At 67.8% G+C, this 20,548-nt stretch carries 19 protein-coding genes, 2 tRNA genes and 1 pseudogene; 7 read left to right on the top strand and 15 right to left on the bottom strand.

From position 1 onward, the window contains the following. Window positions 1–49 precede the first annotated feature (49 nt). Window positions 50–991: a LysR family transcriptional regulator gene (locus ABZ412_RS28290; RefSeq protein ID WP_357285895.1), complete on the top strand. Its 942-nt coding sequence runs from the start codon at window positions 50–52 to the stop codon at window positions 989–991. On the opposite strand, the gene ABZ412_RS28285 is transcribed toward ABZ412_RS28290, so the two are convergent. Further along, entirely contained in the window at window positions 949–1,110 is a 162-nt protein-coding gene (locus tag ABZ412_RS28285) for a hypothetical protein (RefSeq protein ID WP_357285893.1), read from the bottom strand. The genes ABZ412_RS28290 and ABZ412_RS28285 overlap by 43 nt on opposite strands. A gap of 112 nt (window positions 1,111–1,222) precedes the next feature. Between ABZ412_RS28285 and ABZ412_RS28280 the strand changes: the two genes are divergently transcribed. Both ABZ412_RS28280 and ABZ412_RS28275 read left to right on the top strand, forming a co-directional pair. Beyond that, window positions 1,223–1,648 (top strand): helix-turn-helix domain-containing protein, encoded by a 426-nt coding sequence (locus ABZ412_RS28280; RefSeq protein ID WP_357285890.1) that lies wholly within the window; start codon window positions 1,223–1,225, stop codon window positions 1,646–1,648. Next, complete coding sequence (locus ABZ412_RS28275; RefSeq protein ID WP_357285888.1) at window positions 1,645–2,484, top strand: alpha/beta fold hydrolase; 840 nt, start codon at window positions 1,645–1,647, stop codon at window positions 2,482–2,484. Before ABZ412_RS28280 ends, ABZ412_RS28275 begins: the two co-directional genes overlap by 4 nt. 48 nt (window positions 2,485–2,532) lie before the next feature. On the opposite strand, the gene ABZ412_RS28270 is transcribed toward ABZ412_RS28275, so the two are convergent. The 4 genes from ABZ412_RS28270 to ABZ412_RS28255 form a co-directional block, all read right to left on the bottom strand. Further along, on the bottom strand, window positions 2,533–3,285 hold the full coding sequence (locus tag ABZ412_RS28270) for an amino acid ABC transporter ATP-binding protein (protein WP_357098025.1): 753 nt from the start codon (window positions 3,283–3,285) through the stop codon (window positions 2,533–2,535). 84 nt (window positions 3,286–3,369) lie between these two features. Beyond that, window positions 3,370–4,308, bottom strand: coding sequence for an amino acid ABC transporter permease (locus ABZ412_RS28265; protein ID WP_357285885.1), 939 nt, complete (start codon window positions 4,306–4,308; stop codon window positions 3,370–3,372). Window positions 4,309–4,314: 6 nt separating this feature from the next. Then, entirely contained in the window at window positions 4,315–5,220 is a 906-nt protein-coding gene (locus tag ABZ412_RS28260; protein WP_357285882.1) for an ABC transporter substrate-binding protein, read from the bottom strand. 151 nt (window positions 5,221–5,371) lie between these two features. Then, window positions 5,372–6,457, bottom strand: a complete 1,086-nt coding sequence (locus ABZ412_RS28255; protein ID WP_357285880.1) for an isocitrate/isopropylmalate family dehydrogenase — start codon at window positions 6,455–6,457, stop codon at window positions 5,372–5,374. 102 nt (window positions 6,458–6,559) lie between these two features. Here ABZ412_RS28255 and ABZ412_RS28250 point away from each other — a divergent pair, with 102 nt between their 5' ends. Then, window positions 6,560–7,081, top strand: coding sequence for a 2'-5' RNA ligase family protein (locus ABZ412_RS28250; protein WP_357285877.1), 522 nt, complete (start codon window positions 6,560–6,562; stop codon window positions 7,079–7,081). Window positions 7,082–7,142: 61 nt separating this feature from the next. After that, window positions 7,143–7,511, top strand: coding sequence for a thioredoxin (trxA, locus tag ABZ412_RS28245; RefSeq protein WP_357285874.1), 369 nt, complete (start codon window positions 7,143–7,145; stop codon window positions 7,509–7,511). Window positions 7,512–7,581: 70 nt separating this feature from the next. Here the strand turns inward: trxA and ABZ412_RS28240 are convergent, their stop codons facing one another. After that, window positions 7,582–8,013, bottom strand: a complete 432-nt coding sequence (locus ABZ412_RS28240) for a 2-keto-3-deoxygluconate kinase (protein WP_357285871.1) — start codon at window positions 8,011–8,013, stop codon at window positions 7,582–7,584. A 539-nt stretch (window positions 8,014–8,552) separates the two neighbouring features. Next, on the bottom strand, window positions 8,553–11,288 hold the full coding sequence (polA, locus tag ABZ412_RS28235) for a DNA polymerase I (protein WP_357285868.1): 2,736 nt from the start codon (window positions 11,286–11,288) through the stop codon (window positions 8,553–8,555). A gap of 121 nt (window positions 11,289–11,409) precedes the next feature. Here polA and ABZ412_RS28230 point away from each other — a divergent pair. After that, a tRNA-Trp gene (locus ABZ412_RS28230) sits at window positions 11,410–11,482 on the top strand. A 76-nt stretch (window positions 11,483–11,558) separates the two neighbouring features. Here the strand turns inward: ABZ412_RS28230 and ABZ412_RS28225 are convergent. The 6 genes and pseudogenes from ABZ412_RS28225 to ABZ412_RS28200 all read right to left on the bottom strand — a co-directional run bounded on the left by ABZ412_RS28225 (window position 11,559) and on the right by ABZ412_RS28200 (window position 17,765). Beyond that, a complete protein-coding gene (locus tag ABZ412_RS28225) occupies window positions 11,559–12,254 on the bottom strand; it encodes an ABC transporter ATP-binding protein (protein WP_357286016.1) in 696 nt (231 codons plus the stop codon). A gap of 153 nt (window positions 12,255–12,407) precedes the next feature. Continuing rightward, a pseudogene (locus ABZ412_RS28220) lies at window positions 12,408–13,124 on the bottom strand (ABC transporter ATP-binding protein); the annotation flags it as partial. Between the two features lie 206 nt (window positions 13,125–13,330). Then, complete coding sequence (locus ABZ412_RS28215; protein WP_357285866.1) at window positions 13,331–14,563, bottom strand: branched-chain amino acid ABC transporter permease; 1,233 nt, start codon at window positions 14,561–14,563, stop codon at window positions 13,331–13,333. Further along, the gene (locus ABZ412_RS28210; RefSeq protein ID WP_357285862.1) at window positions 14,560–15,600 is read right to left on the bottom strand and encodes a branched-chain amino acid ABC transporter permease; all 1,041 of its coding nucleotides are present in this window, start codon (window positions 15,598–15,600) and stop codon (window positions 14,560–14,562) included. Before ABZ412_RS28210 ends, ABZ412_RS28215 begins: the two co-directional genes overlap by 4 nt. Window positions 15,601–15,679: 79 nt before the next feature. Next, the gene (locus tag ABZ412_RS28205) at window positions 15,680–16,870 is read right to left on the bottom strand and encodes a branched-chain amino acid ABC transporter substrate-binding protein (protein ID WP_357286013.1); all 1,191 of its coding nucleotides are present in this window, start codon (window positions 16,868–16,870) and stop codon (window positions 15,680–15,682) included. 271 nt (window positions 16,871–17,141) lie between these two features. Then, complete coding sequence (locus tag ABZ412_RS28200; RefSeq protein WP_357097904.1) at window positions 17,142–17,765, bottom strand: ANTAR domain-containing response regulator; 624 nt, start codon at window positions 17,763–17,765, stop codon at window positions 17,142–17,144. Between the two features lie 222 nt (window positions 17,766–17,987). Here ABZ412_RS28200 and ABZ412_RS28195 point away from each other — a divergent pair. Beyond that, window positions 17,988–18,074: transfer RNA gene (locus ABZ412_RS28195), tRNA-Leu, on the top strand. 107 nt (window positions 18,075–18,181) lie between these two features. Here ABZ412_RS28195 and ABZ412_RS28190 read toward each other — a convergent pair. Then, window positions 18,182–18,937, bottom strand: coding sequence for a ferritin-like domain-containing protein (locus ABZ412_RS28190; RefSeq protein ID WP_357285859.1), 756 nt, complete (start codon window positions 18,935–18,937; stop codon window positions 18,182–18,184). Between the two features lie 44 nt (window positions 18,938–18,981). Beyond that, complete coding sequence (locus ABZ412_RS28185) at window positions 18,982–20,466, bottom strand: NAD-dependent epimerase/dehydratase family protein (protein ID WP_357286010.1); 1,485 nt, start codon at window positions 20,464–20,466, stop codon at window positions 18,982–18,984. Window positions 20,467–20,548 lie beyond the last annotated feature (82 nt).

Here is a 20,548-nt window from a genome sequence, read left to right as displayed (position 1 = left end):
GAACAAGAACTCCAACAGATAGTTTTTCTCGTAGCTAGAATCATCACTTATGGAACTGCGTCAGCTGCGCTACTTCGTGACGGTCGCCGAGGAGGCGAACTTCACCCGGGCAGCGGCCCGTCTGCACCTCGCCCAGCCCGGACTGAGCGCGCAGATCCGGCAGCTGGAACGCGAACTGGGACAACCCTTGCTGGATCGGACCAGCCGCTCGGTCACGCTCACCCCGGTCGGCGAGGCGGTGCTGCCGATCGCCCGCGCGGCCCTCGAACAGGTCGAGCGCATCACCCACACCGTGGACGAATTCACCGGTCTGCTGCGTGGGCACGTGCGGGTCGGCTTGATCTCCGGCGCGGCGGGCGAGGAGATCGACATCGCGCAGGTCTTGTCCGACTTCCACCGCGATCATCCGCAGATCGGCATCTCCCTCACCGAGGACACCTCCGACGCCATGTACGGCGCTCTGCGTCGCGGCGAGCTGGACATCGGCCTGCTCTCCATCTCGGAGGATCTGGACCCGAGCATCGGCACAGAGCTCATCTACGAGAGCACCATCGTGGCGGCCGTGCCGGTGGCGGCCGAGGGCTTCGGAGCCCGGATCACCCTGGCCGAACTGTGCGAGCACCCACTCATCTGCCTGCCCACCGGCACGGGGCTGCGCGCACTACTCGAGAACGCCTGCGCCGCGGCCTCTCTGATACCCGATGTGGCATTCGAGGCCGCCGCGCCCCCGCTGCTCATCCGGCTGGCCGCCCACGACCTCGGCATCGCCGTCATTCCGAGAATCCCGGCGGAGGAGGCCGCTCGCCTCGGGATCCGCACCCTGGAGATCGATCCGGCGATGTGCGGCCGCCTGGTGCTGGCGTGGAGCACCGAGCGTCCCCTGAGCCCGGCCACGAAAGTCCTGCTCGGCCAACTCCGCATCGCGCTGGCGAGCTGGAAGACGCCTGGTCAGGCGAACACGGCCCGCAGGCCGCGGTCGCGGACGGCCTGAATCCCGACCAGCGCCAGCAGCACGACGCCGGTCACGATGTGCTCGATGGCGTCGCTGCGGTGATTCGGGAGGCTGAACATCACGACGTTGTGCGCGAACAGCGCCCGGATCCCGACCACGAATCCGCCTCCGACAGCGGCGATCACGCAGTGCCAGGCGCGTAAGTGCCATCACATAATTACCTAAACTTCCCTATTGCTACTCCATATAGGGAACATTAGGGTAGTTTTCGTGACCGATCGTCTCTACTCCGTCGAGGAAGTCGCCGAACGCCTCGGCCTGCACGTGCGCACTGTGCGCGGGTACGTGCGCGAAGGAAAGCTGCCCGCCACCCGCATCGGCAAGCAGTACCGCATCACCCGGGCCGATCTGGAAGCCTTCACCGGCCTGCCCGCACCCGAGGGCGGATCGACTGCCCCGCAACGGTATTCGGAGGTGTCCAGCATCGTCGAGGTCGACGCCGCGGATCCCTCGATCGCCGACCGGGTGAGCACGCTGCTGACCGCGGCGGCGGGCACCCACACCGGAGACGGGCAACCACTGCGGGTGCAGACCTTCTACGACCGCGAACGCGCCCGGCTGAAGGTCATTCTCGTCGGCGGCCTGGGCGATACCGCTCGGCTGCTCGAATACATGGAAGGAGTTCTCGCGTCGTGAACGCGATCTACAAGTCCGAGGCCGGACGGGCCGCCATCCAGGCCCGCTATCAGGAACTGGTGCGCCGCTGGCCGGTCGCGGTGGAGCAGTTGCACATTCCGACCCGGGAGGGCGACACCTTCGTGCTGGCCTCCGGCCCGAAGGACGCGCCGCCGGTGATCCTGCTGCACGGGTCCGGAGCCAACTCCGCCACCTGGCTCGGCGACATCGCCTCCTGGGCAACCGATTTCCGCGTCTACGCCGTCGACATGGTGGGCGAGCCCGGCGGCAGCGCCGAGTCGCGCCCGGTGCTCGGCTCGGACGCGGTCGCGTCGTGGCTCGACGATGTCCTTGCCGGACTGGGCATTTCCGCGGCGGCCTTCGTCGGCATGTCGCTGGGCGGCTGGACCGCCCTGGACTACGCGGTCCGCCGGCCCGGCGCCGTCACCAAACTGGCGCTGCTGTGCCCCGGCGGGATCGGCAAGCAGCGCTTCGGCTGGATCTTCAAGAACCTGCTCGACCACCTGTTCAGCAACCACGACCTGCGCCGCTCGGCCGCCATCGTCACCGGCCTGAACCTCACCGACCACGCCGAGATCCTCGACGACGTGACGCTGACCTTCACCCACTTCAACCCGCGCACCGGCAAACTGCCCATCTTCACCGACGCGCAGCTGAGCGCCCTCACCATGCCGGTCCTGGTGATCGTGGGCGCGGACGACGTCATGTTCAAGTCCGCCGACACCGCCCGCCGCGCCCAGCGATCCATCCCGAACGCGACCATCCGGGTGCTCCCGGGCGTCGGTCACGCCGTCCTCGGTCAGACCGCGCCCGTGCTGGAGTTCCTCCGCACATAACGGATCAGGGAGCCCCCGTACTGGGGGCTCCCTGATCTCGTTGCGGACCTAGAGGATTCGCGACAGGAACGCCTTGGTCCGGTCGTGCTGGGGGTTGGCGAGCAGCTCGCGCGGATCGCCCGCCTCCACCACGACACCGCCGTCCATGAAGGCCAGCTGGTCGGCGACCTCGCGGGCGAAACCCATCTCGTGGGTGACCACCACCATGGTCATGCCCGAGGCCGCGAGTTCCCGCATGACGCCGAGCACCTCACCCACCAGCTCCGGGTCCAGCGCCGAGGTGGGCTCGTCGAAGAGCATCAGCTTGGGGTCCATGGCCAGGGCGCGGGCGATGGCGACACGCTGCTGCTGACCGCCCGACAGCTGGGCGGGGTAGGCATCGGCCTTGTCCGCCAGGCCGACTCGGGCCAGCAGGTCGCGGGCGCGGGCCACCGCGTCGGCCCGCTTGAGCTTCTTGACCTGGGTCGGCGCCTCGATGATGTTCTCCAGCGCCGTGCGGTGCGGGAACAGGTTGAAGTGCTGGAACACCATGCCGATATCACGGCGCTGCTTGGCGGCGTCGCGCGGATGCAGCTCGTAGAGTTTGCCGTTCTTCTCGCGGTACCCGACCAGATCGCCGTCCACGTACAGGCGTCCGGCATTGACCCGCTCGAGGTGGTTGATGCACCGCAGGAAGGTGGACTTGCCGGAACCGGACGGGCCGATCAGGCACAGCACCTCGCCGCGCTTCACCTCGAGGGTGATGCCCTTGAGCACGTTCAGCGCGCCGAAGCTCTTGCACACCCGGTCGGCGCGCACCATCGGCACCGCCGAGGGCGGCAGCGAGCCGTCGATCAGCGGCGTGGATTCCTGGGAGAACGACATCGAATCCTCGGACATGTGCACCTATCCCGTTCCGCCGGCGACCTGCGCCTGGGCCAAGGCGCGCAACTGTTTCGCGGTCAGCTGCCGGGAGGAACCGCGCGAGTAGTACCGCTCCAGGTAGTACTGGCCGATCATGAGCACACTGGTGACGGCCAGATACCAGGTGGCGGCGACCAGCAGCAGCGGGATCGGCTGGAAGTTGACGCTGTAGATGTCGCGGGCCCGGCCGTAGAGGTCGGTGGTGAGCGGGATGGCCGTCACCAGCGAGGTGGTCTTCAGCATGGAGATGAGCTCGTTGCCGGTCGGCGGGATGATCACCCGCATGGCCTGCGGCAGCACCGTGCGGGTCATGGTCTGCGACCACGACATGCCCAGCGCCACCGACGCCTCGCGCTGCCCCTCGCCCACGGAATTGATTCCGGCGCGCACGATTTCGGCCATGTAGGCGGCCTCGTTGAGACCCAGGCCGATCATGGCGAAGAAGAACGGCGCCGACCAGTGCTGCACATCGAAATGCGCCAGCGACGGCCCGAACGGCACACCCACGGTGACCGTCTTGTACAGCGACGGGAACAGGCCCCAGAACACCAGCTGCACATAGACCGGCGTCCCGCGGAAGATCCACAGATACGCCCACGCCACCGAGCGCAGCACCGGATTCGGCGACAGGCGCATGACCGCCAGCAGCACGCCGAGCACCACGCCGATCAACATGGCCAGCACGGTCAGTTCCAGAGTCACCAACGCGCCCTGGGCGATTCGCTTGTCACCCAAATACTTGAAGTAGGTGTTCCAGTGGTAGGCATCGTTGGTCTTGGCGCCCCAGAGGAACAGGGCCAGGGCGATCAGGATGATCGCGGCGGCGATCCACCGGCCCGGCCGTCGCAGCGGAATCGCCTTGATCGGCTCGGGCTCGGCGCTCTCGACCGGCATCGAGAGGTGGTTCTTGTCCTGCGACATAAGAGGTCAGCTGGCTCCGTTGATGACGGACTTGGTGATCGCGCCCTCCTGGACACCCCAGTTCTCGGCGATCTTCTTGTACTGGCCGTTGTCCATCAGGTACTGCACGGCTTCCTGCAGCACCGGCGCCAGCGTGGAGCCCTTCTTGACCGGCCAGCCGTACGGCGCGGAATCGAAGATCTTGCCCGCGGGCTCGATCTTGTCGCCCGCCTGCTTGATCGCGTACGCGGTCACCGGGGAGTCGGCGGACATGGCGTCGACCTGGCCCTGGACCAGCGCGTTGGCGGCGGCGGACTGCTCGTCGTAGGCGACCTTCTGGATCTCCGGCTTACCCGCGGCGACACACGCCTTGGACTTGGCCGGGATCTCGTCGGTGTCCTGAACGGTGGTGCGCTGCACCGCGACTCGCTTGCCGCAGGCGTTGTCCGGGTCGACGGTCTTGCCCTTCTGCTGGGCCCACTGGCTGCCCGCGGAGAAGTAGGTGACGAAGTCGGCGGTGGCCTCGCGCTCCTTGTTGTCGGTGAAGGAGGACATGCCGAGGTTGTAGGTGCCGGCCTCGATGGAGGGGATGATCTTCTCGAAGTCGGCTTCCTTGTAGTCCGCGTTCAGGCCCAGCACCTTGGCGACCGCGTCCATCAGGTCGACGTCGAAGCCGACAATCTTGCCGCTGGACGGATCCCGGTACTCGTTGGGCTGATACGGAACGTTGACGCCGACGGTCAGCTTGCCGGAGGACTTGATGTCGGAGGGCACCTTGGCCGCGATGGTGTCGACCTTGGCCACGTCGACCTTGGCCACCTCGGGACCGCTGGACTCCGAATTACTGGTACACGCGGTCAGCGCGAGAGCGCCACCGGCGACGACGACAGCGGCTCGCAGGGCACGCCCGCGAAAAGAGTTACGAACAGACACAGCAGTCCTCCACAGTTCGGGTGCGCGACATCCGTGGGTCGCCCGCCGTTTGAAATGTAAGCGAGTGACACCGTCCGCGTCGGCCGGTAACCGAAGATTAATCGGCGACACGCCAGAGCGGGGCCGAACACGCCCGGCCCGGAATGCGCGCTCACCAGCGGTGCAGCCGTGCGCGCACCTGCTCGGTGAATTCGGAGGTAGAGGCTAGCCCACCCAAATCGGACGTTGCAACACCAGCTCGCAACGTATCAGCAACCGAGCGCTCGATGCGGTCGCCGACCCGGCGCAACGCGCTGTAGCGCTGGGTGCGACCCATCCAGTGCAACATCGCCGCCGCGGAGCCGAACAGCGCCACCGGATTCGCGCGATTGCGCCCCGCCAGGGTCGGGGCCGCGCCGTGCACCGCCTGCGCCATGATCTGGGTATCGGAGCAGTTCACCGAGGCGGCCATACCGAGCGAACCGCTCAATTCGCCCGCCAGATCGGACAGGATGTCGCCGAACAGATTCTCGGTGACGATCACGTCGTAGTCGCGGGCCGCGCGGACCAGATGCGCGGCCGCCGCGTCCACGTGCTCGTCGTCGATCTCCACGTCCGGGTAGTCCGCGGCCACCTCATAACAGATGTCACGGAACATGCCCATGGTCATGGGCAACACATTGGCCTTGTGCACGACGGTCAGCTTCTTCGAACGCTCCGACGCGATCTCGAACCCCAGTCGCGCGATGCGTTCGATCGCGGCCCGGGTGAACACGCCGACCGACAGCGCGACATCCCGCGACGGCTGGAACTCGCCGGAACCGGCGGCCATATTGCGGTCGGCGTAGAGGCCTTCGGTGTTCTCCCGCAGGATCAGCAGATCCATGCCCTGGGCCAGCGCGCGCACCCCTTCGAGGCTGCGGGCCGGGCGGATGTTCGCGTAGAGACCGAAGCGCTTGCGGACCGCGCCCGCGGGCGGCAGGCCGGTGCGGTGTTCGGGAGCGTAGGAGGCGCTGTCGTGCGGGCCCATGATCCAGGCGTCGAGTTCGGCCAGCGCGGCGAGCGTCTGCTCGGGCACCGGGTCGCCGTACTGCTCGATCGCCTCGTGCCCCAGTGGCAGCGGGACCCACTCCACCGGCGGCAGGCCGGTGGTCTCGAAGGCGTCGTCGACCACATGCCGGGTGGCACGGACGATTTCGGGGCCGATGCCGTCGCCCTCCAGCAAGCCCAGCCGGATTCGAGTGTCGCTGTCGGTCATGGCAGTCATCCTCGCGCAACGCCCGCCGCCGTCGCGCTCCGGCACACGCTGCCACGCCTGTTTCGAGACCTGGACGGGGATCGCGCGTAAGTTCAGGACACCATGGTGCAATCGGTGGAACTGGTGCTCGACGAGGCGTCCGAGGCCGCGGTGCGGCGGCAGTGGGCGGCGCTGAGCGAACTCGGCCTGCACACGCCCGGGCCCGGGTACCGGCCGCACATCACCATCGCGGTGGCTGCCGAGATCTGGCCCCGGCTGGACAAGGTCTTGGCGCAGCAGGACTTCCGGCCGTTCCCGGTGCGCCTGGGCGGACTGCTGGTCTTCGGATCCCGTGCCGCCGTGCTGGTTCGGGCGGTGGTGCCGTCCGAACCGCTGATCTCCTTGCAGCACAGGCTGTTCCGGGTCATCGCCGACTGCCCCGGCATCCCCGGCAATGTCCGGCCCGACAGCTGGACCCCGCACGTCACCCTCGCCCGCCGGCTGAAACCGGGCCAATTCGACGCCGCACTGGGCGCGGTGGGCTGGGACAAGGACGTGCGGGCTACCGTGGAGGGCATCCGCCGATGGGACGGTGACCGGCGCGCCGAATGGTCGGTGACCGCCGGTGACCGGCCCGCCCGGTAGCGCGGGGAAGATAACCGCAGGGCCCGGTGTTGGACCGGGGACATCGATACGAGAGGAAGCCATGGCCACCCAGACCCTGACCGAACAGAACTTCGACGAGGTAGTCACCGGTAACGACGTGGTTCTCGTCGACTTCTGGGCCTCGTGGTGCGGTCCGTGCCGCAGCTTCGCCCCCACCTTCGAGAAGTCGTCCGAAGCCCACCCCGACGTGGTGCACGGCAAGGTCGACACCGAGGATCAGCAGGGACTGGCCGCCGCGGCCAACATCCGCTCCATCCCGACCATCATGGCGTTCCGCGAGGGCGTGCTCGTCTTCGCGCAGCCCGGCGCGCTGCCCCCGGCCGCGCTCGAGGATCTGGTCACCCAGGTGAAGGCCCTCGACATGGACGAGGTGCGCAAGCAGCTCGCCGAGCAGGAATCCGCCAAGTAGCCGCCTCCCGCCGCAGCGTCAGCGCCGCGACTCCCGAAGGAGTTGCGGCGCTTCGCTTTTCACGGAGGGATCAGAAGCGCGAGCCGAGGTGGTTGATGCCCGCGATCATGGCGCGGATGGTCGACTCGGCGGCGTCGTCGGCGAGGGCGGCGCCCCAGCCACGGCGGCCGTTGAACTCGCACTGCACGAAGGTGGCGGTGCCGTCCTGAGTGCGGCGCTGGTGGAAGGCGAGGATCTCCACCGGGTAGCCCTCGTCGTAGAGCGCCGAGGTGAGCGCGGCCACCGGGCTGCCGGTCGCCACGACGGTGCGCAGGTGGGAGGCGATTTCCAGGGTGGCCGTACCGGCGCGGTCGCCGATCGGGGTCCAGTCGCTGAGCTTCACCGGGCCCATCGGGTCGCAGTAGCGGTCGTGGAACTCGGCGGGGGTCAGTCCTGCGCATTCGGCCCGCAGGCTCGCGGGGGCGGCGGCGATGAACATGGCGGTATCCAGGGTGATGGTCATTGAACTAGGTCTTCCCGACTTCTTCCGAAGAATTGACAGAGGGGACCAGCAAAAGAAAGTTCTATCGGCCGCAGCGAGGGGCCGGTCCGAATCAGACCCCGCTACGGCGGAGAACTACGAGTACGCGATCGCCGGCCACATTCGCGGTAAGCGAAATAAGCGCTGCGCGGTCGCGGTCTGCGACATCGAGCGCTGCGCTGCGGCTGGAGGCGGGATTCGGCACGGGGTCGAGCATAGGGGGACGCTCACGCAATGGCAACCACATTCGTGAGGGACCCACGAGTAACTTCGTCGCAGGTCACCGCCAATGCGACGGGCGCCACACGGCCTCCGGCGCGGCCGCGAGCAAACATTGTGGGCCCGGCAAACATCCGTTTCGTGAACATCCCCAGGTCGACGCAATTCCGGCAACCCGTACAGCGGGTAGCGAGCGGGTGCCCCAGCACGCGCGGACGGCGTCCGAGACGCGGACCGCCCGCACCGAAACCCGGTGCGGGCGGTCCGCGTGTCGCGCGACTCGCGAGTGCGTGTCGAGTTCCCTAGTGCGCGGCCGAATCCCAGCTGCGGCCCACGCCCACCGACACCTCCAGCGGCACCGACAGCTCGATGGCATTGGACATGTGCTCGCGCGCAAGCGATTCCAGTTGCTCACGCTCCCCCGCGGCGACCTCGAAGACGAGTTCGTCGTGGATCTGGAGCAGCATGCGGGATTTCAGGCCCGCCGCCCGGATCGCCCGCTGGGTGTCGATCATGGCGACCTTGATGATGTCGGCCGCGGTGCCCTGGATGGGGGCGTTGAGAGCCATGCGCTCGGCGGCCTCACGGCGCTGCCGGTTGCTGGAATCCAGGTCCGGCAGGTAGCGGCGGCGGCCGAACAGGGTCTCGGTATAGCCGACCTTGCGGGCCTGATCGACGGCGTCGTGCAGGTAGTCGCGGATGGCGCCGAAACGGTTGAAGTAGATGTCCATCTGGACCTTGGCCTCGTCGGCGCTGATCTTCAACTGCTGCGACAGGCCGTACGCGGACAGACCGTAGGCCAGGCCGTAGGACATGGCCTTGATCCGGCGGCGCAGCTCCGGGTCGACCTCGGCGATCGGGATGTCGAAGGCCTTGGAGGCGACGAAGTTGTGCAGGTCCTCACCCGAGTTGAAGGCCTCGATCAGCCCTTCGTCCTTCGACAGGTGGGCCATGATCCGCATCTCGATCTGGCTGTAGTCCGCGGTCATCAGCGACTCGTAGCCGGGGCCGACGACGAAGGTGTCGCGGATACGGCGGCCCATGTCGGTGCGGATCGGGATGTTCTGCAGGTTCGGCTCGGTCGAGGACAGGCGGCCGGTGGCGGCGACCGTCTGGTTGAAGGTGGTGTGGATGCGGCTGTCGTCGGCGACCGACTTGAGCAGGCCGTCGACGGTCACCTTGAGGCGGGTGGCGTCGCGGTGCTCGAGCAGGTGCTGCAGGAACGGGTGCTGGGTCTTCTCGTAGAGGCCCTCGAGCGCGTCCGCGTCGGTGGTGTAGCCGGTCTTGGTGCGCTTGGTCTTGGGCATGTCGAGCTCGTCGAACAGGACCACCTGCAGCTGCTTGGGCGAGCCCAGGTTGATCTGCTTGCCGATGACGCCGTAGGCGGCCTCGGCGGCCTCGGCGACGCGGTCGGCGAACTCGCGCTGCAACTGCTCGAGCTGAGCGGAGTCGACCGCGACGCCCGCGGCCTCCAGGTCGGCCAGCACGCTCAGCAGGGGCAGTTCCATATCGCGCAGCAGCGCGGTGGATTCGATGCGCTCGAGTTCGGCGTCGAAGGCGTCGGCGAGGTCGTAAACCGCTCGGGCGCGCAGCATCTGGGCGTTGGCGACCTCGGCGTCGACCTCGTCCTCGTCGTCGAGCAGCGACAGCTGGGTCTCCCCGGCATTGTCGACGCGCAGTTCCCGGCTCAGGTAGCGCAGCGACAGATCCTCCAGATTGAAGGTGCGCTGGCCCGGCAGGATCAGGTAGGCGGCCAGCGCGGTGTCGCTGGTGAGCCCGGCCAGCCGCCAGCCGCGACCGCGCAGGGCGTGCATGGCGTTCTTGGCCTCGTGCAGCGCCTTCGGGATCTCCGGGTCGGCGAGCCATGCGCCGAGCGCCTTCTCGTCCTCGGGGGTCAGGGTGTGGACGTCGATGTAGGCGCCCTCGCCGTCGGCGGCGGCCAGCGCGACGGCCTGGGTGTCACCGGCGACCGGCGAGCCGTTGCCGACCACGGAAACCCCGTGCCGCACACCGGGTCCGGCGTGCTCGGCCAGCCAGGCGGCGACGGTGCCCGCCGCCAGCGCGCTGCCGCTGATCTCGAACCCGGACTCGGCCTCGGGCTCCACCGGGGCCAGGGTGTCGAACAGACGGTCGCGCAGGACGCGGAACTCGAGCTCGTCGAACAGGCGGTGGATCTTGTCCCGATCCCACGGCTGCATGGCCAGCTGCTCGGGCGTGTACGGCAGCGGCACCGACTTCACCATCTCGGTGAGCTGTCGGTTCAGCACGACACTGGACAGGTTGGCGCGCAACGCGTCTCCGACCTTGCCCTTCACCTTGTCCACCTGGTCGACCAGCGTCGCCAGATCCCCGTATTCGCGGATCCACTTGGTCGCGGTCTTCTCCCCCACGCCCGGAATACCCGGCAGATTGTCACTCGGGTCGCCGCGCAGCGCCGCGAAGTCCGGATACTGCGCCGGGGTGAGCCCGTACTTCTCCTCCACCGCGGTCGGGGTGAACCGGGTCAGCTCGGAGACGCCCTTCTTCGGGTAGAGCACGGTCACGTCGTCGTTGACCAGCTGCAGCGAATCCCGGTCGCCGGTCACGACGAGCACCTTGAACCCCTCCGGCACGGCCTGCGTGACGAGGGTGGCGATGACATCGTCCGCCTCGTACCCCTCGATGGCCATCACCGGAATCCCCAGTGCACCCAGCACTTCCTGGGTGGTCTCCACCTGCCCCTTGAACTCGTCCGGCGTGGTGGCCCGATTGGCCTTGTACTCCGGGTACGCCTCGGTCCGGAACGTCTTGCGGCTCACGTCGAACGCCGCCGCCACATGCGTGGGCTTCTCGTCCCGCAGCAGATTGATCAACATCGCCGTGAACCCGTACACCGCGTTCGTGGTCTGCCCACTCTGCGTCTTGAAGTTCTCCGCCGGCAGCGCGTAGAACGCCCGATAGGCCAGCGAATGCCCATCCAGCAGCAGCAGGGTCGGCTGCTCCCCGGACGGCGATGCGGACACGGCAACAGGGCGCTGATCAGTAGAGGCAGGGGTCACCCGCAAGAGTCTAGGTACCGCCCCCGACATCCGTGGGCAGCGGGCATACTCGGCCCGTCGCCCCAGGTCAGCGAAACCGATTTCATCCAGGACCCGCTACCTGGTAGCGTTGCCCCCGCCAAGGGGTGTAGCTCAATTGGCAGAGCAGCCGTCTCCAAAGCGGCAGGTTGCAGGTTCGATTCCTGTCGCCCCTGCTTGAAGGTTCGGGCCGGTCACCGGAAGGTGACCGGCCCGAATGCTTTTCGGGGTGGACGGGCCGGCCGACGCCGGTCAGCCGACGCCGAGGTAGGCGGACTTGACGGCGGGGTCGGTGAGCAGGGCCCGGCCCTCGCCGGTCTTGGTCACCTCGCCGGTTTCCAGGATGTAGGCGCGGTCGCTGCGGGTCAGGGCTTGCTGGGCGTTCTGTTCGACCAGCAGGACCGTGGTGCCCTGGGCGTTGATGTCGGCGATGATCCGGAAGATCTGCTGGATCACCATGGGGGCCAGGCCCATCGACGGCTCGTCGAGCAGCAGCAGCTGCGGGCGGGCCATGAGGGCGCGGCCGATGGCCAGCATCTGCTGCTCGCCGCCGGAGAGGGTGCCGCCCACCTGACGGCGGCGCTCCAGCAGGCGCGGGAACAGCTCGAAGACCCAGTCCAGTGTTGTCGTGTAGTCCGCCTTGGACGCGAACGGCCGTGCGTGGCAACCCATGTCGAGGTTCTCCTGGACCGTCATGCCCGGGAAGACGCCGCGGCCCTCGGGAGCCTGGATCAGGCCCGCCACCACACGTTCGTGGGCCTTCATGCGGGTGATGTCGCGGCCCTGGAACATGATGCGGCCGCGGGTCAGCGGCAGCAGGCCCGACAGGGCGCGCATGGTGGTGGTCTTGCCCGCGCCGTTCGCGCCCAGCAGGGTGACCAGCTCACCCTGACCGACCTCGAGCGAGATGCCGTGCAGCGCTTGGATTCTGCCGTAGTTCACGACCATGTCCTCGACCGTCAGCAGCGGGCCGCCGGTCGAGGTGGTGGGCGCGACGGAACCGGGCGCCTGCGTGGCGAGGTCCGGAACCGGTTCGGCGGCAATGCTTCGCGCCTCGGCCGCGTCCTCGGCCGACTCGGCGTCGGCCTCGTCGGGCACGCCCAGGTAGGCGTTGATCACCGCGGGATCCTGGCGGATCTGCTCCGGCAACCCGTCGGCGATCTTGCGGCCGAATTCCAGCACCACGATGCGGTCGGTCACGCCCATGACCAGTCGCATGTCGTGCTCGATGAGCAGCACCGTGTAGCCGTCGTCGCGGATCTTGCGGATCAGATCCATGAGCGCGGACTTCTCGCTCGGATTGAACCCGGCGGCGGGCTCGTCCAGGCACAGCAGTTTCGGCTCGGTCGCCAGCGCGCGGGCGATCTCCAGGCGGCGCTGATCGCCGTAGGAGAGGTTGCGCGCCTTCTCGACCGCGTGCGCCGCGATGCCGACGTACTCCAGCAGCGCCATGCCCCGCTCGAGCGCGTCCTTCTCCTCCGCGCGGTGCCGCGGGGTGCGGAACAGCGCACCCGGGACCGAGGTCTTGTGCCGGGCGTCCGCGCCGACGACCACGTTCTCCAGCGCGGTCATCTCCCCGAAGAGCCGGATGTTCTGGAAGGTGCGCGCGATGCCCAGCCGGGTGATCTCGTTGCGCTTGGTCTTGGTCAGGGGCTTGCCGTCGAAATAGACCGTGCCGTCCGACGGGCGGTACACCCCGGAGATGGCGTTGAAGCAGGTCGTCTTGCCCGCCCCGTTGGGCCCGATGAGTCCGAGGATCTCGCCGCGGCGGATCTCGAAGCTCACATTGTCGAGCGCGGTGAGGCCGCCGAACCGCATGGTGAGTCCGTCGGTGCGCAAGAGCGGCGCGCCGACCTCGGTCTCGATGTCACGGTGCGGCGCAACGACTTCCGCGACCACCTCGGGGTCCTTGTAGACGGGCAGCACCTCGGTCACGTCGAGCATGCCCGCGCTGGGCTCGACCTCGGGCCGCGCGTACCCGGCCGCCATGTCCTCGTTGTCGAACAGCGCGTCGCCCGGCCCCGTCACTGTCCAGCTCCCGTCGTCTGCGCGGCCACCGCGGGCCGTCGCACCGCCCGATACACCTGCCGCCCGTAGGTCAGCAGTTTCTGCCGCGCCGGGAACAGCCCCTGCGGCCGGAAGATCATCACGACCACCAGCGTGAGACCGAAGAAGAGGTACTTGTAGTCACCGAGCGACTGCCCGCCCACGTTCACGCCCATGAACCGGTTGGGCAGGTACACGATCAGGAACGCGCCGACGATCACGCCGAGCTTGTTGCCCTGCCCGCCCAGCACCACCGCGCACAGGAACAGCATCGAGTTGATGACGTTGAACCCCTGCGGATTCACGTACTGCACCTGACCCGCGTACAGCGCGCCCGACAGGCCGCCGATGGCCGCGCCGATCATGAACGCCCACAGCTTGAACTTGAAGGTGGGCACGCCCATGATCTCGGCGGCGTCCTCGTCCTCCCGGATGGCGACCCACGCGCGGCCCACCCGGCTGCGCTCGAGATTGCCGACCAGCATGAGCACGGCGACCACCAGGACGATGCCCAGCCAGTACCACCAGGTGCCGGAGTTGGCCCGGTCCAGCACATTCCAGGTGTGCACGTCACCGAGATTGCCGGAGGAGAAGTAGCCGCCCGGATGGGTGTCGGACTCGCCGACGTGCGGGTACTGGATGCGGGACAGGCCGAGGCTGCCGTTGGTGATCTCGGGCAGATTGTCGGCCAGCAGCCGGACGATCTCACCGAAGCCGAGGGTCACGATGGCCAGGTAGTCGCCGCGCAGGCGCAGCGTCGGCGTGCCCAGGATGAGACCCGAGATCGCGGTCGCCAGGATCGCGATCGGCACACACGCCAGCCACGCCCACTGCGGATCGAGCCAGCCGCCATTGGTCTGATTCCAGGGACTGTTCGGACTGGTCAGCAGACCGACCGAGTACGCCCCGACCGCGTAGAAGCCGACATAGCCCAGGTCGAGCAGGCCCGCCTGTCCGACAACCACATTCAGGCCGATGGCGATGAGCGCGTACATGGCGAACTGCGCCATCACCCCGCCGAAACTGGTGCCGGGCGTGTCCAGCAGCGGCAGCTTGAACAGCGGCAGCGCGGCCAGCACGATGACCGCCGGAATGCCGAACGCCCACTGCGCCGGTCGCGAGAGCCCGGCCCACCAGGCGCGGATGGCGTCGCCGACGCCCCGTCCCGCGGGCGAGCCCTGCGGCGCGGGAGCCGTTTTCGTGTCCGTCATGCGCGCGCCCTCCCCAGGCTCTCCCCGAGAATGCCGGTCGGCCGGACCATGAGCACCGCGACCAGCACCACGAACGCGACCACGTCACGCCACTGATCGCCGAAGAGCACCTGGCCGTAGTCCTCGGCCAGGCCGAGCAGCAGCCCGCCCAGCAGCGCGCCGCGCAGGTTGCCGATACCGCCCAGCACCGCGGCGCTGAAAGCCTTGATGCCCAGGATGAATCCGCCGTTGTAGATGATGCCGTTGGGGATCTTGAGCGTGTACAGCAGCGCGGCGGCGCCCGCCAGCACACCGCCGATGAGGAAGGTCAGCATGATGACCCGCTCCCGGGAGACGCCCATCAGCGTCGCCGTGTCGGGGTCCTGGGCCACCGCGCGAATGCTGCGGCCGAATTTGGTGCGGTTGATCAGCAATTCGGTGGTGAGCGCCAGCGCGACCGCGGCCAGCACGATCACCAGCGCGACATTGGTGACCGACGCGCCGAAGAACTTGAACTGCTCGGTGGGCGTCACCAGCTGGATCGGCTGCTGCGCGTTGGTGCCGCCGAGCTTGTTGCCGGTGAGCTTGGGCAGGATGTAGTGCACGAATTCCTGCAGGACGAACGACATTCCGATCGCGGTGATCAGGAAGATCAGCGGTTTCGCGCCGCGTTTGCGCAGTGGCCGGTACGCGACTCGCTCCAGCGCCACCGCGGCCGCGCCGGAGACCAGCATGCCGAAGACCATGGCCGCTGCGAGGTAGACCACGGTCAGTCCGACACCCTGGGAGTACGTATCACCGCTCGCCGCGAATCCGAACACCATCAATCCGACCAACTGGCCGAAGGTGCCGAGCATGAATACTTCTGAATGGGCGAAATTGATCAGCCGCAACACACCGTAGACGAGTGTGTAGCCGACCGCGACCAGGGCATAGATCGAGCCGTAGGTCAGTCCTTCGACGGTGAGCCGCCAGAATTGATCGGCGACGCCGGACAGATCGAACTTGATGGATCCGCTCGCGAGGAGGGTCACATCGGCCAAAGCGGGTGCAGACATTCGTTACTTTCCGCTGTCGTGGAAAACAGCGTGTGCCGAAAACGAATTCGGCACACGCTGTTCCGATTAACGGTGATCGCTACTTGACCTGATACATCCAGATCAACGCGTTGGCCAATTCACCGGTGGGACTCCACTTGTACTGACGGGCCAGACCCTGGCCGTCGTAGCCGCGCACGTATTCGACCAGGTCGGGGCGGGTGACCTTACCGGCCTCGATGCCCTTGAGCACGATCGTGGTCAGGTCGTAGCCCTCGGTCGAGTAGGTGCCGGGCTCGTAGTTGTTGAACGCCTTGTAGGCGGAGGCGAACTTGTCACCGGCCGGACCACACGGGCAGGAGAGCAGCGCGTCCTTGGACTTGCTGCCGGCCTGCTTGGTGAACTCGACGTCCTTGGTGCCGTCGTCGGAGATGAAGGTCGCGGTCACGCCACCGTCGCGCAGCTGGCTGACCAGCGGCGCGGCCTCGGCGTAGTAGCCGGAGTAGAAGATGCCGTCCGGCTTGGCGGAGGCCATCTTCGACACGGTCGCGGAGAAGTCCTTCTGCTTGGCCTTCACATTGGCCGCGCAGCTCGGGTCGGCGATCGGGCCCAGGCCCTCGGTGACCGTCTTGGCCAGGCCGGTGCCGTAGTCGGAGTCGTCGGCGATGACGCAGATCTTCTTGAACTTGCCGGTGCCCTTCAGGTATCCGGCCACGGCCGGGCCCTGGATGCCGTCATTGCCCAGACCGCGGAAGAAGTTGGTCCAGCCGTTGGTGGTGAGGGTGACGTTGGTGGCCGACGGCGTCAGCGACAGCAGGTTGGCCTGGTTGAGGATCGCGCCGGTCGCCTTGGTCTCACCGGAGAAGGTGGGGCCGATCAGCGCCACGATCGACGGGTCGCTGACGATGGTCGGAATGACCTGGGTGGCCTTCTGCGGGTCGCCCTCGGTGTCGAATTCCTTGACCGAGACCTGGCAGCCGGGGTTGGCCTTGTTGTGCTGGTCCAGCGCCAGCTTCACACCGCGGATGATGTTGAGGCCGAGGTTGGCGTTGTCGCCGGTCAGCGGGCCAGCCATCGCGATGGTCTGGGGGGCGCACTTGCCCTTGCCGTCACCGGCGGGGTCGGCGGCCGCGCTGGAGTCCGTGACCGGGACCTCCTTGCCCTGCGAGTCCACCTGCACCAGGGGCGAAATGGTCAGATTCGACCCGCCTCCGCCCGAATTGTCCGTCGATTTGCTACTGCAGCCGGCACTGCCCAATGCGAGTACGGCCGCGGCCCCGACGACAAGCATCCTGACCGCGCGACTGTGCCGCATGGTCGACGTGCGCGTCATTGAACCAAGCACGATTCACCTCATGTTCTGTGCGCCCCCGGGGTGACCGAGGAGGGCCGCCCCATCGATCGGCCCGCACAGAAACATAGTCGGGCCACGTTAGGTCCGCATCACATTCGAATCATTCATGTGACATCGCAACTAAAGTGGAACGCCCTGTTGTTACCGCACTGTAAATTTCTTCAGTGCATTAGTGGCAACAACAGGGCGACGACCCGGCAAATGCGACTTACTTCGGTGCGAGGTTCTCCAGCACCACTTCCGCGACCGCCTTCATAGTGGTGCGTCGATCCATGGCGGTGCGCTGAATCCACTTGAACGCCTGCGGCTCGGACAGCCCCTGGGTCTGCATGAGCACACCCTTGGCACGCTCCACCAGCTTGCGCGTCTCGAGCCGGTCGGTGAGGTTCGCGACCTCGCTCTCGAGCGCGGCGATCTCATGGAATCGCGATGCGGCCAATTCGATGGCCGGCACCAGATCCGACTTGGTGAACGGCTTCACCAGGTACGCCATCGCCCCCGCGTCGCGCGCCCGTTCGACCAGGTCGCGCTGGCTGAAGGCGGTCAGGATGACCACCGGCGCAACGCGTTTCGACGCGATCTCGGCCGCCGCGTCGATGCCGTCGCGGCGCGGCATCTTCACATCCATGATCACCAGATCCGGACGCAGCTCCACGGCGAGGTCCACGGCCTGCTGACCGTCACCCGCCTCACCCACCACGTGATAGCCCTCCTCGGAGAGCATCTCCACCAGGTCCATCCGGATCAGCGCCTCGTCCTCGGCAACCACCACCCGCTTGGGGGCGGACGCCGCAGCGTCCTTCTTCGAACCGCCCCCTGCTGTCGTTCCCATAGATGAACCCCTGTCGCTTCCGAAATCCGATACCCGATGCCACCTCGTCTTGCGCCACCCACACAGGACCAGCACGCACCCGAGTCTCCCAAAGAGTACCGTTCACCCGGCCCTACAACCCACGTACCCAGCGCAAACCGACCAGTATCACAACCTTGTCGCGCGCCGACCCCCTCGATTAGTTGGTTTGCACCACGACCCGCTATCATTTCCCTCCGGTGCGCCGAGTTGGCGGAATTGGCAGACGCGACGGTCTCAAAAACCGTTGCCCGGAAGGGCGTGTGGGTTCGATTCCCACACTCGGCACCAAGGTCGAGGGCCGTTCCGATGATCATCGGGACGGCCCTTTTTCTCTGCTTTTCCCTGCGGTCCGCGGCAGCCCGAATCATTCTCCGAGCCAAGAAGTTCCCGCTTACTCATCGGCCCGATGGTCCCGCTTCAGGGGCCGGGACGCTCTCGGCGCGGAGCGGCGGGAGGGCGGCGGCGCAGATCGGGGCGAAGAGGGCGCGGGCGGCGCGGGCGAATTCGGTTCGGGTGCTGCCCAAGTGGCGCAGGGCGGGGCCGTGGTCGAGCAGGACGACCAGGATGGCGGCGTGCAGAATGGTCCACCACGCTGCGCGGATGAGGCGGCGGAACACCGCCGGGGTCGAGGCGAAGCCCAGGCGCAGACGGTGGGTGTGGAACGGGATGTGGCGTTGCTCGTCGGCCAGGATGAGGGCGGCCGTACGGGTGGTGAGCGGGTCGCGGGCGCCGTCGCGCAGGGTCCGGTAATAGGGGACGGCGATGACCTCGGCGACCGACAGCACCATGAGCTCCAGGCGCAGGCCCAGGCCCCGGCGCAGCCGCACGAAGATCGCGTCGGTCCAATGACCGGATATCGGTTTCTCCCCCGCCGCCCGCAGGAGGTTCAGCAGCAGGCGCGCGTGGTTGCGTTCCTCGGCGACGAACAGCCGGACCGCCGCCGCGTAGACCGGATCACCCGCCCCGTCGGCCTTGGCGATGAGATGCGCCCCATCGCCCGACTCCCCCACCTGAAAGCGTTGAATGCTGCGCGCGAGGTCGGGATGCAGAGTCACCCCACCGGCGCTGTCGGGATCGCCCGCGCGAGCCCGGGCTCGCGCCTTCGCCTCGAATTCCGTTGTCCACCGGGTGAATTCATCAGAGTCGCGCATACGAGCCTTCCGATCTCGACTACTGGGCCGTTCCCGAACCGACTCTAGAAACCGGATGTGCGGACCGGGCGGACACCGAGTGGAGATTCTGTGACGGCGCGCCAGGTGTCGCCGACGATCTGATCGATCGTGGAATGGATTGGCTTCCAACCGGTTTCGGCGGTGACCGTGGACGGGTCGACGATCAGGGTGGGCGGTTCCGGGGCCGGAGGGCGATGATCGAGGGCGAGGGACACACCGGTCACCCGCCGGACCGCCGCGGCCACCTCGAGGATTGTCGTGCCGCGGCCGCTGCCGACGTTGTAGCGGGTGGCCGTGCCGGGACGCGGTGGGGTGTGCAGGCACGCGATGAATGCGCGGGCCGCGTCCTCGACATGGAGGTAGTCGCGGGTGGCGGTGCCGTCGCCGTTCACGGGCAATGGCGAATCGGCTGCCGCCGCAGCCACCGCGCGCGGGATCAGGCGGGAGAGGTCGCGGTCGGGTCCGCCCGCGATGTTCGACAGGCGCAGAATCACGGCCGAGAATTCGCCGGTCCGGGTTGCGGCTTGGATCGCCAGCTCGGCCGCCAGCTTGCTGTGGGCGTAGGGATGGGGCGGGGCGTCGGGGAGGTCTTCGGTCATGGGCTGGCGATCGGGGGCCCCGTAGATCGCGGCGGTCGAGGCGAACACGATGGTGCCGACGGCGGCGGCGGACATGGCTTCGAGCAGGGCGAGGGTCGCGGTGGTGTTGGCGCGGAAATAGCGCAGGGGCTCGGCGATCGATTCGCGGGCGCGGGCCAGCCCGGCCAGGTGGCAGACCGCGTCCACGGAGTCGACGGCTCGCGCGAGGGCCGCGGGGTCGAGCAGGTCGGCCGGACGGACCTCGGCCGCGCCCGGGATGACGGCCCCGGGGGGGCGCGCCATGGCGACGGGTTCGTGGCCGGCGGCGTGCAGTGCCGCGACGACGGCGCGGCCGAGGTAGCCGGCGGCTCCGGTGACGAGTACGCGCACCGGGCCATTCTGACAGGGCAAGGGAGACCGGTCGGGATTGATCTCGGGGAAGCGGTGCCGCGGGGGTGGCGCGTCGCGCATGATCGGTGAGCCGTAGTCGACACAGCAGTATGGAGGGCGCATGCGAATCCCGATGACCTCGACGGCGAGAGCCGGATGGGCCAGGATCGGCGCGGGGGTGGTGATGGCCGCACTGGTGGGGGGATGCGGGGCGCAGACCGATGGGCACGCGGTGCCGGAGACGACACAGACGGGAGTGGCCACCACGATGCGGGATACATCGAGCACGACGAATTCGGCGAAGACGACAGCGAAGGCGGCCGACGGGCTGCCCGCGGCGGCGAACGGGGCCGATCTCGGGGCCTGCGCGAAGGGCAACTGCGAAATCCGGGTGGACGGGCCGACCACGATTCCGGTCCCGGGGTTCTCGCGGATCGGGGGCAGTGTGCGGATCGGGGAGATCAGCGCGTTGTCGACCACGGCGTCCACGACCGTCTTCGGGTTGCCGGTATCGGGATCCACCGGCGTCGGCGGCACCATTTTCCTCAATGGCCTGACCGTGAAGATAGTTGCCGTCCAGGGCAGCTCGGCGGTGCTGCGGCTGAGTACGTCCTAGCCGACG

It is taken from the genome of Nocardia sp. NPDC005746 (assembly GCF_040630785.1).
Taxonomy (GTDB): domain Bacteria; phylum Actinomycetota; class Actinomycetes; order Mycobacteriales; family Mycobacteriaceae; genus Nocardia.
This window is presented reverse-complemented; position numbering and strand designations above follow the sequence as displayed.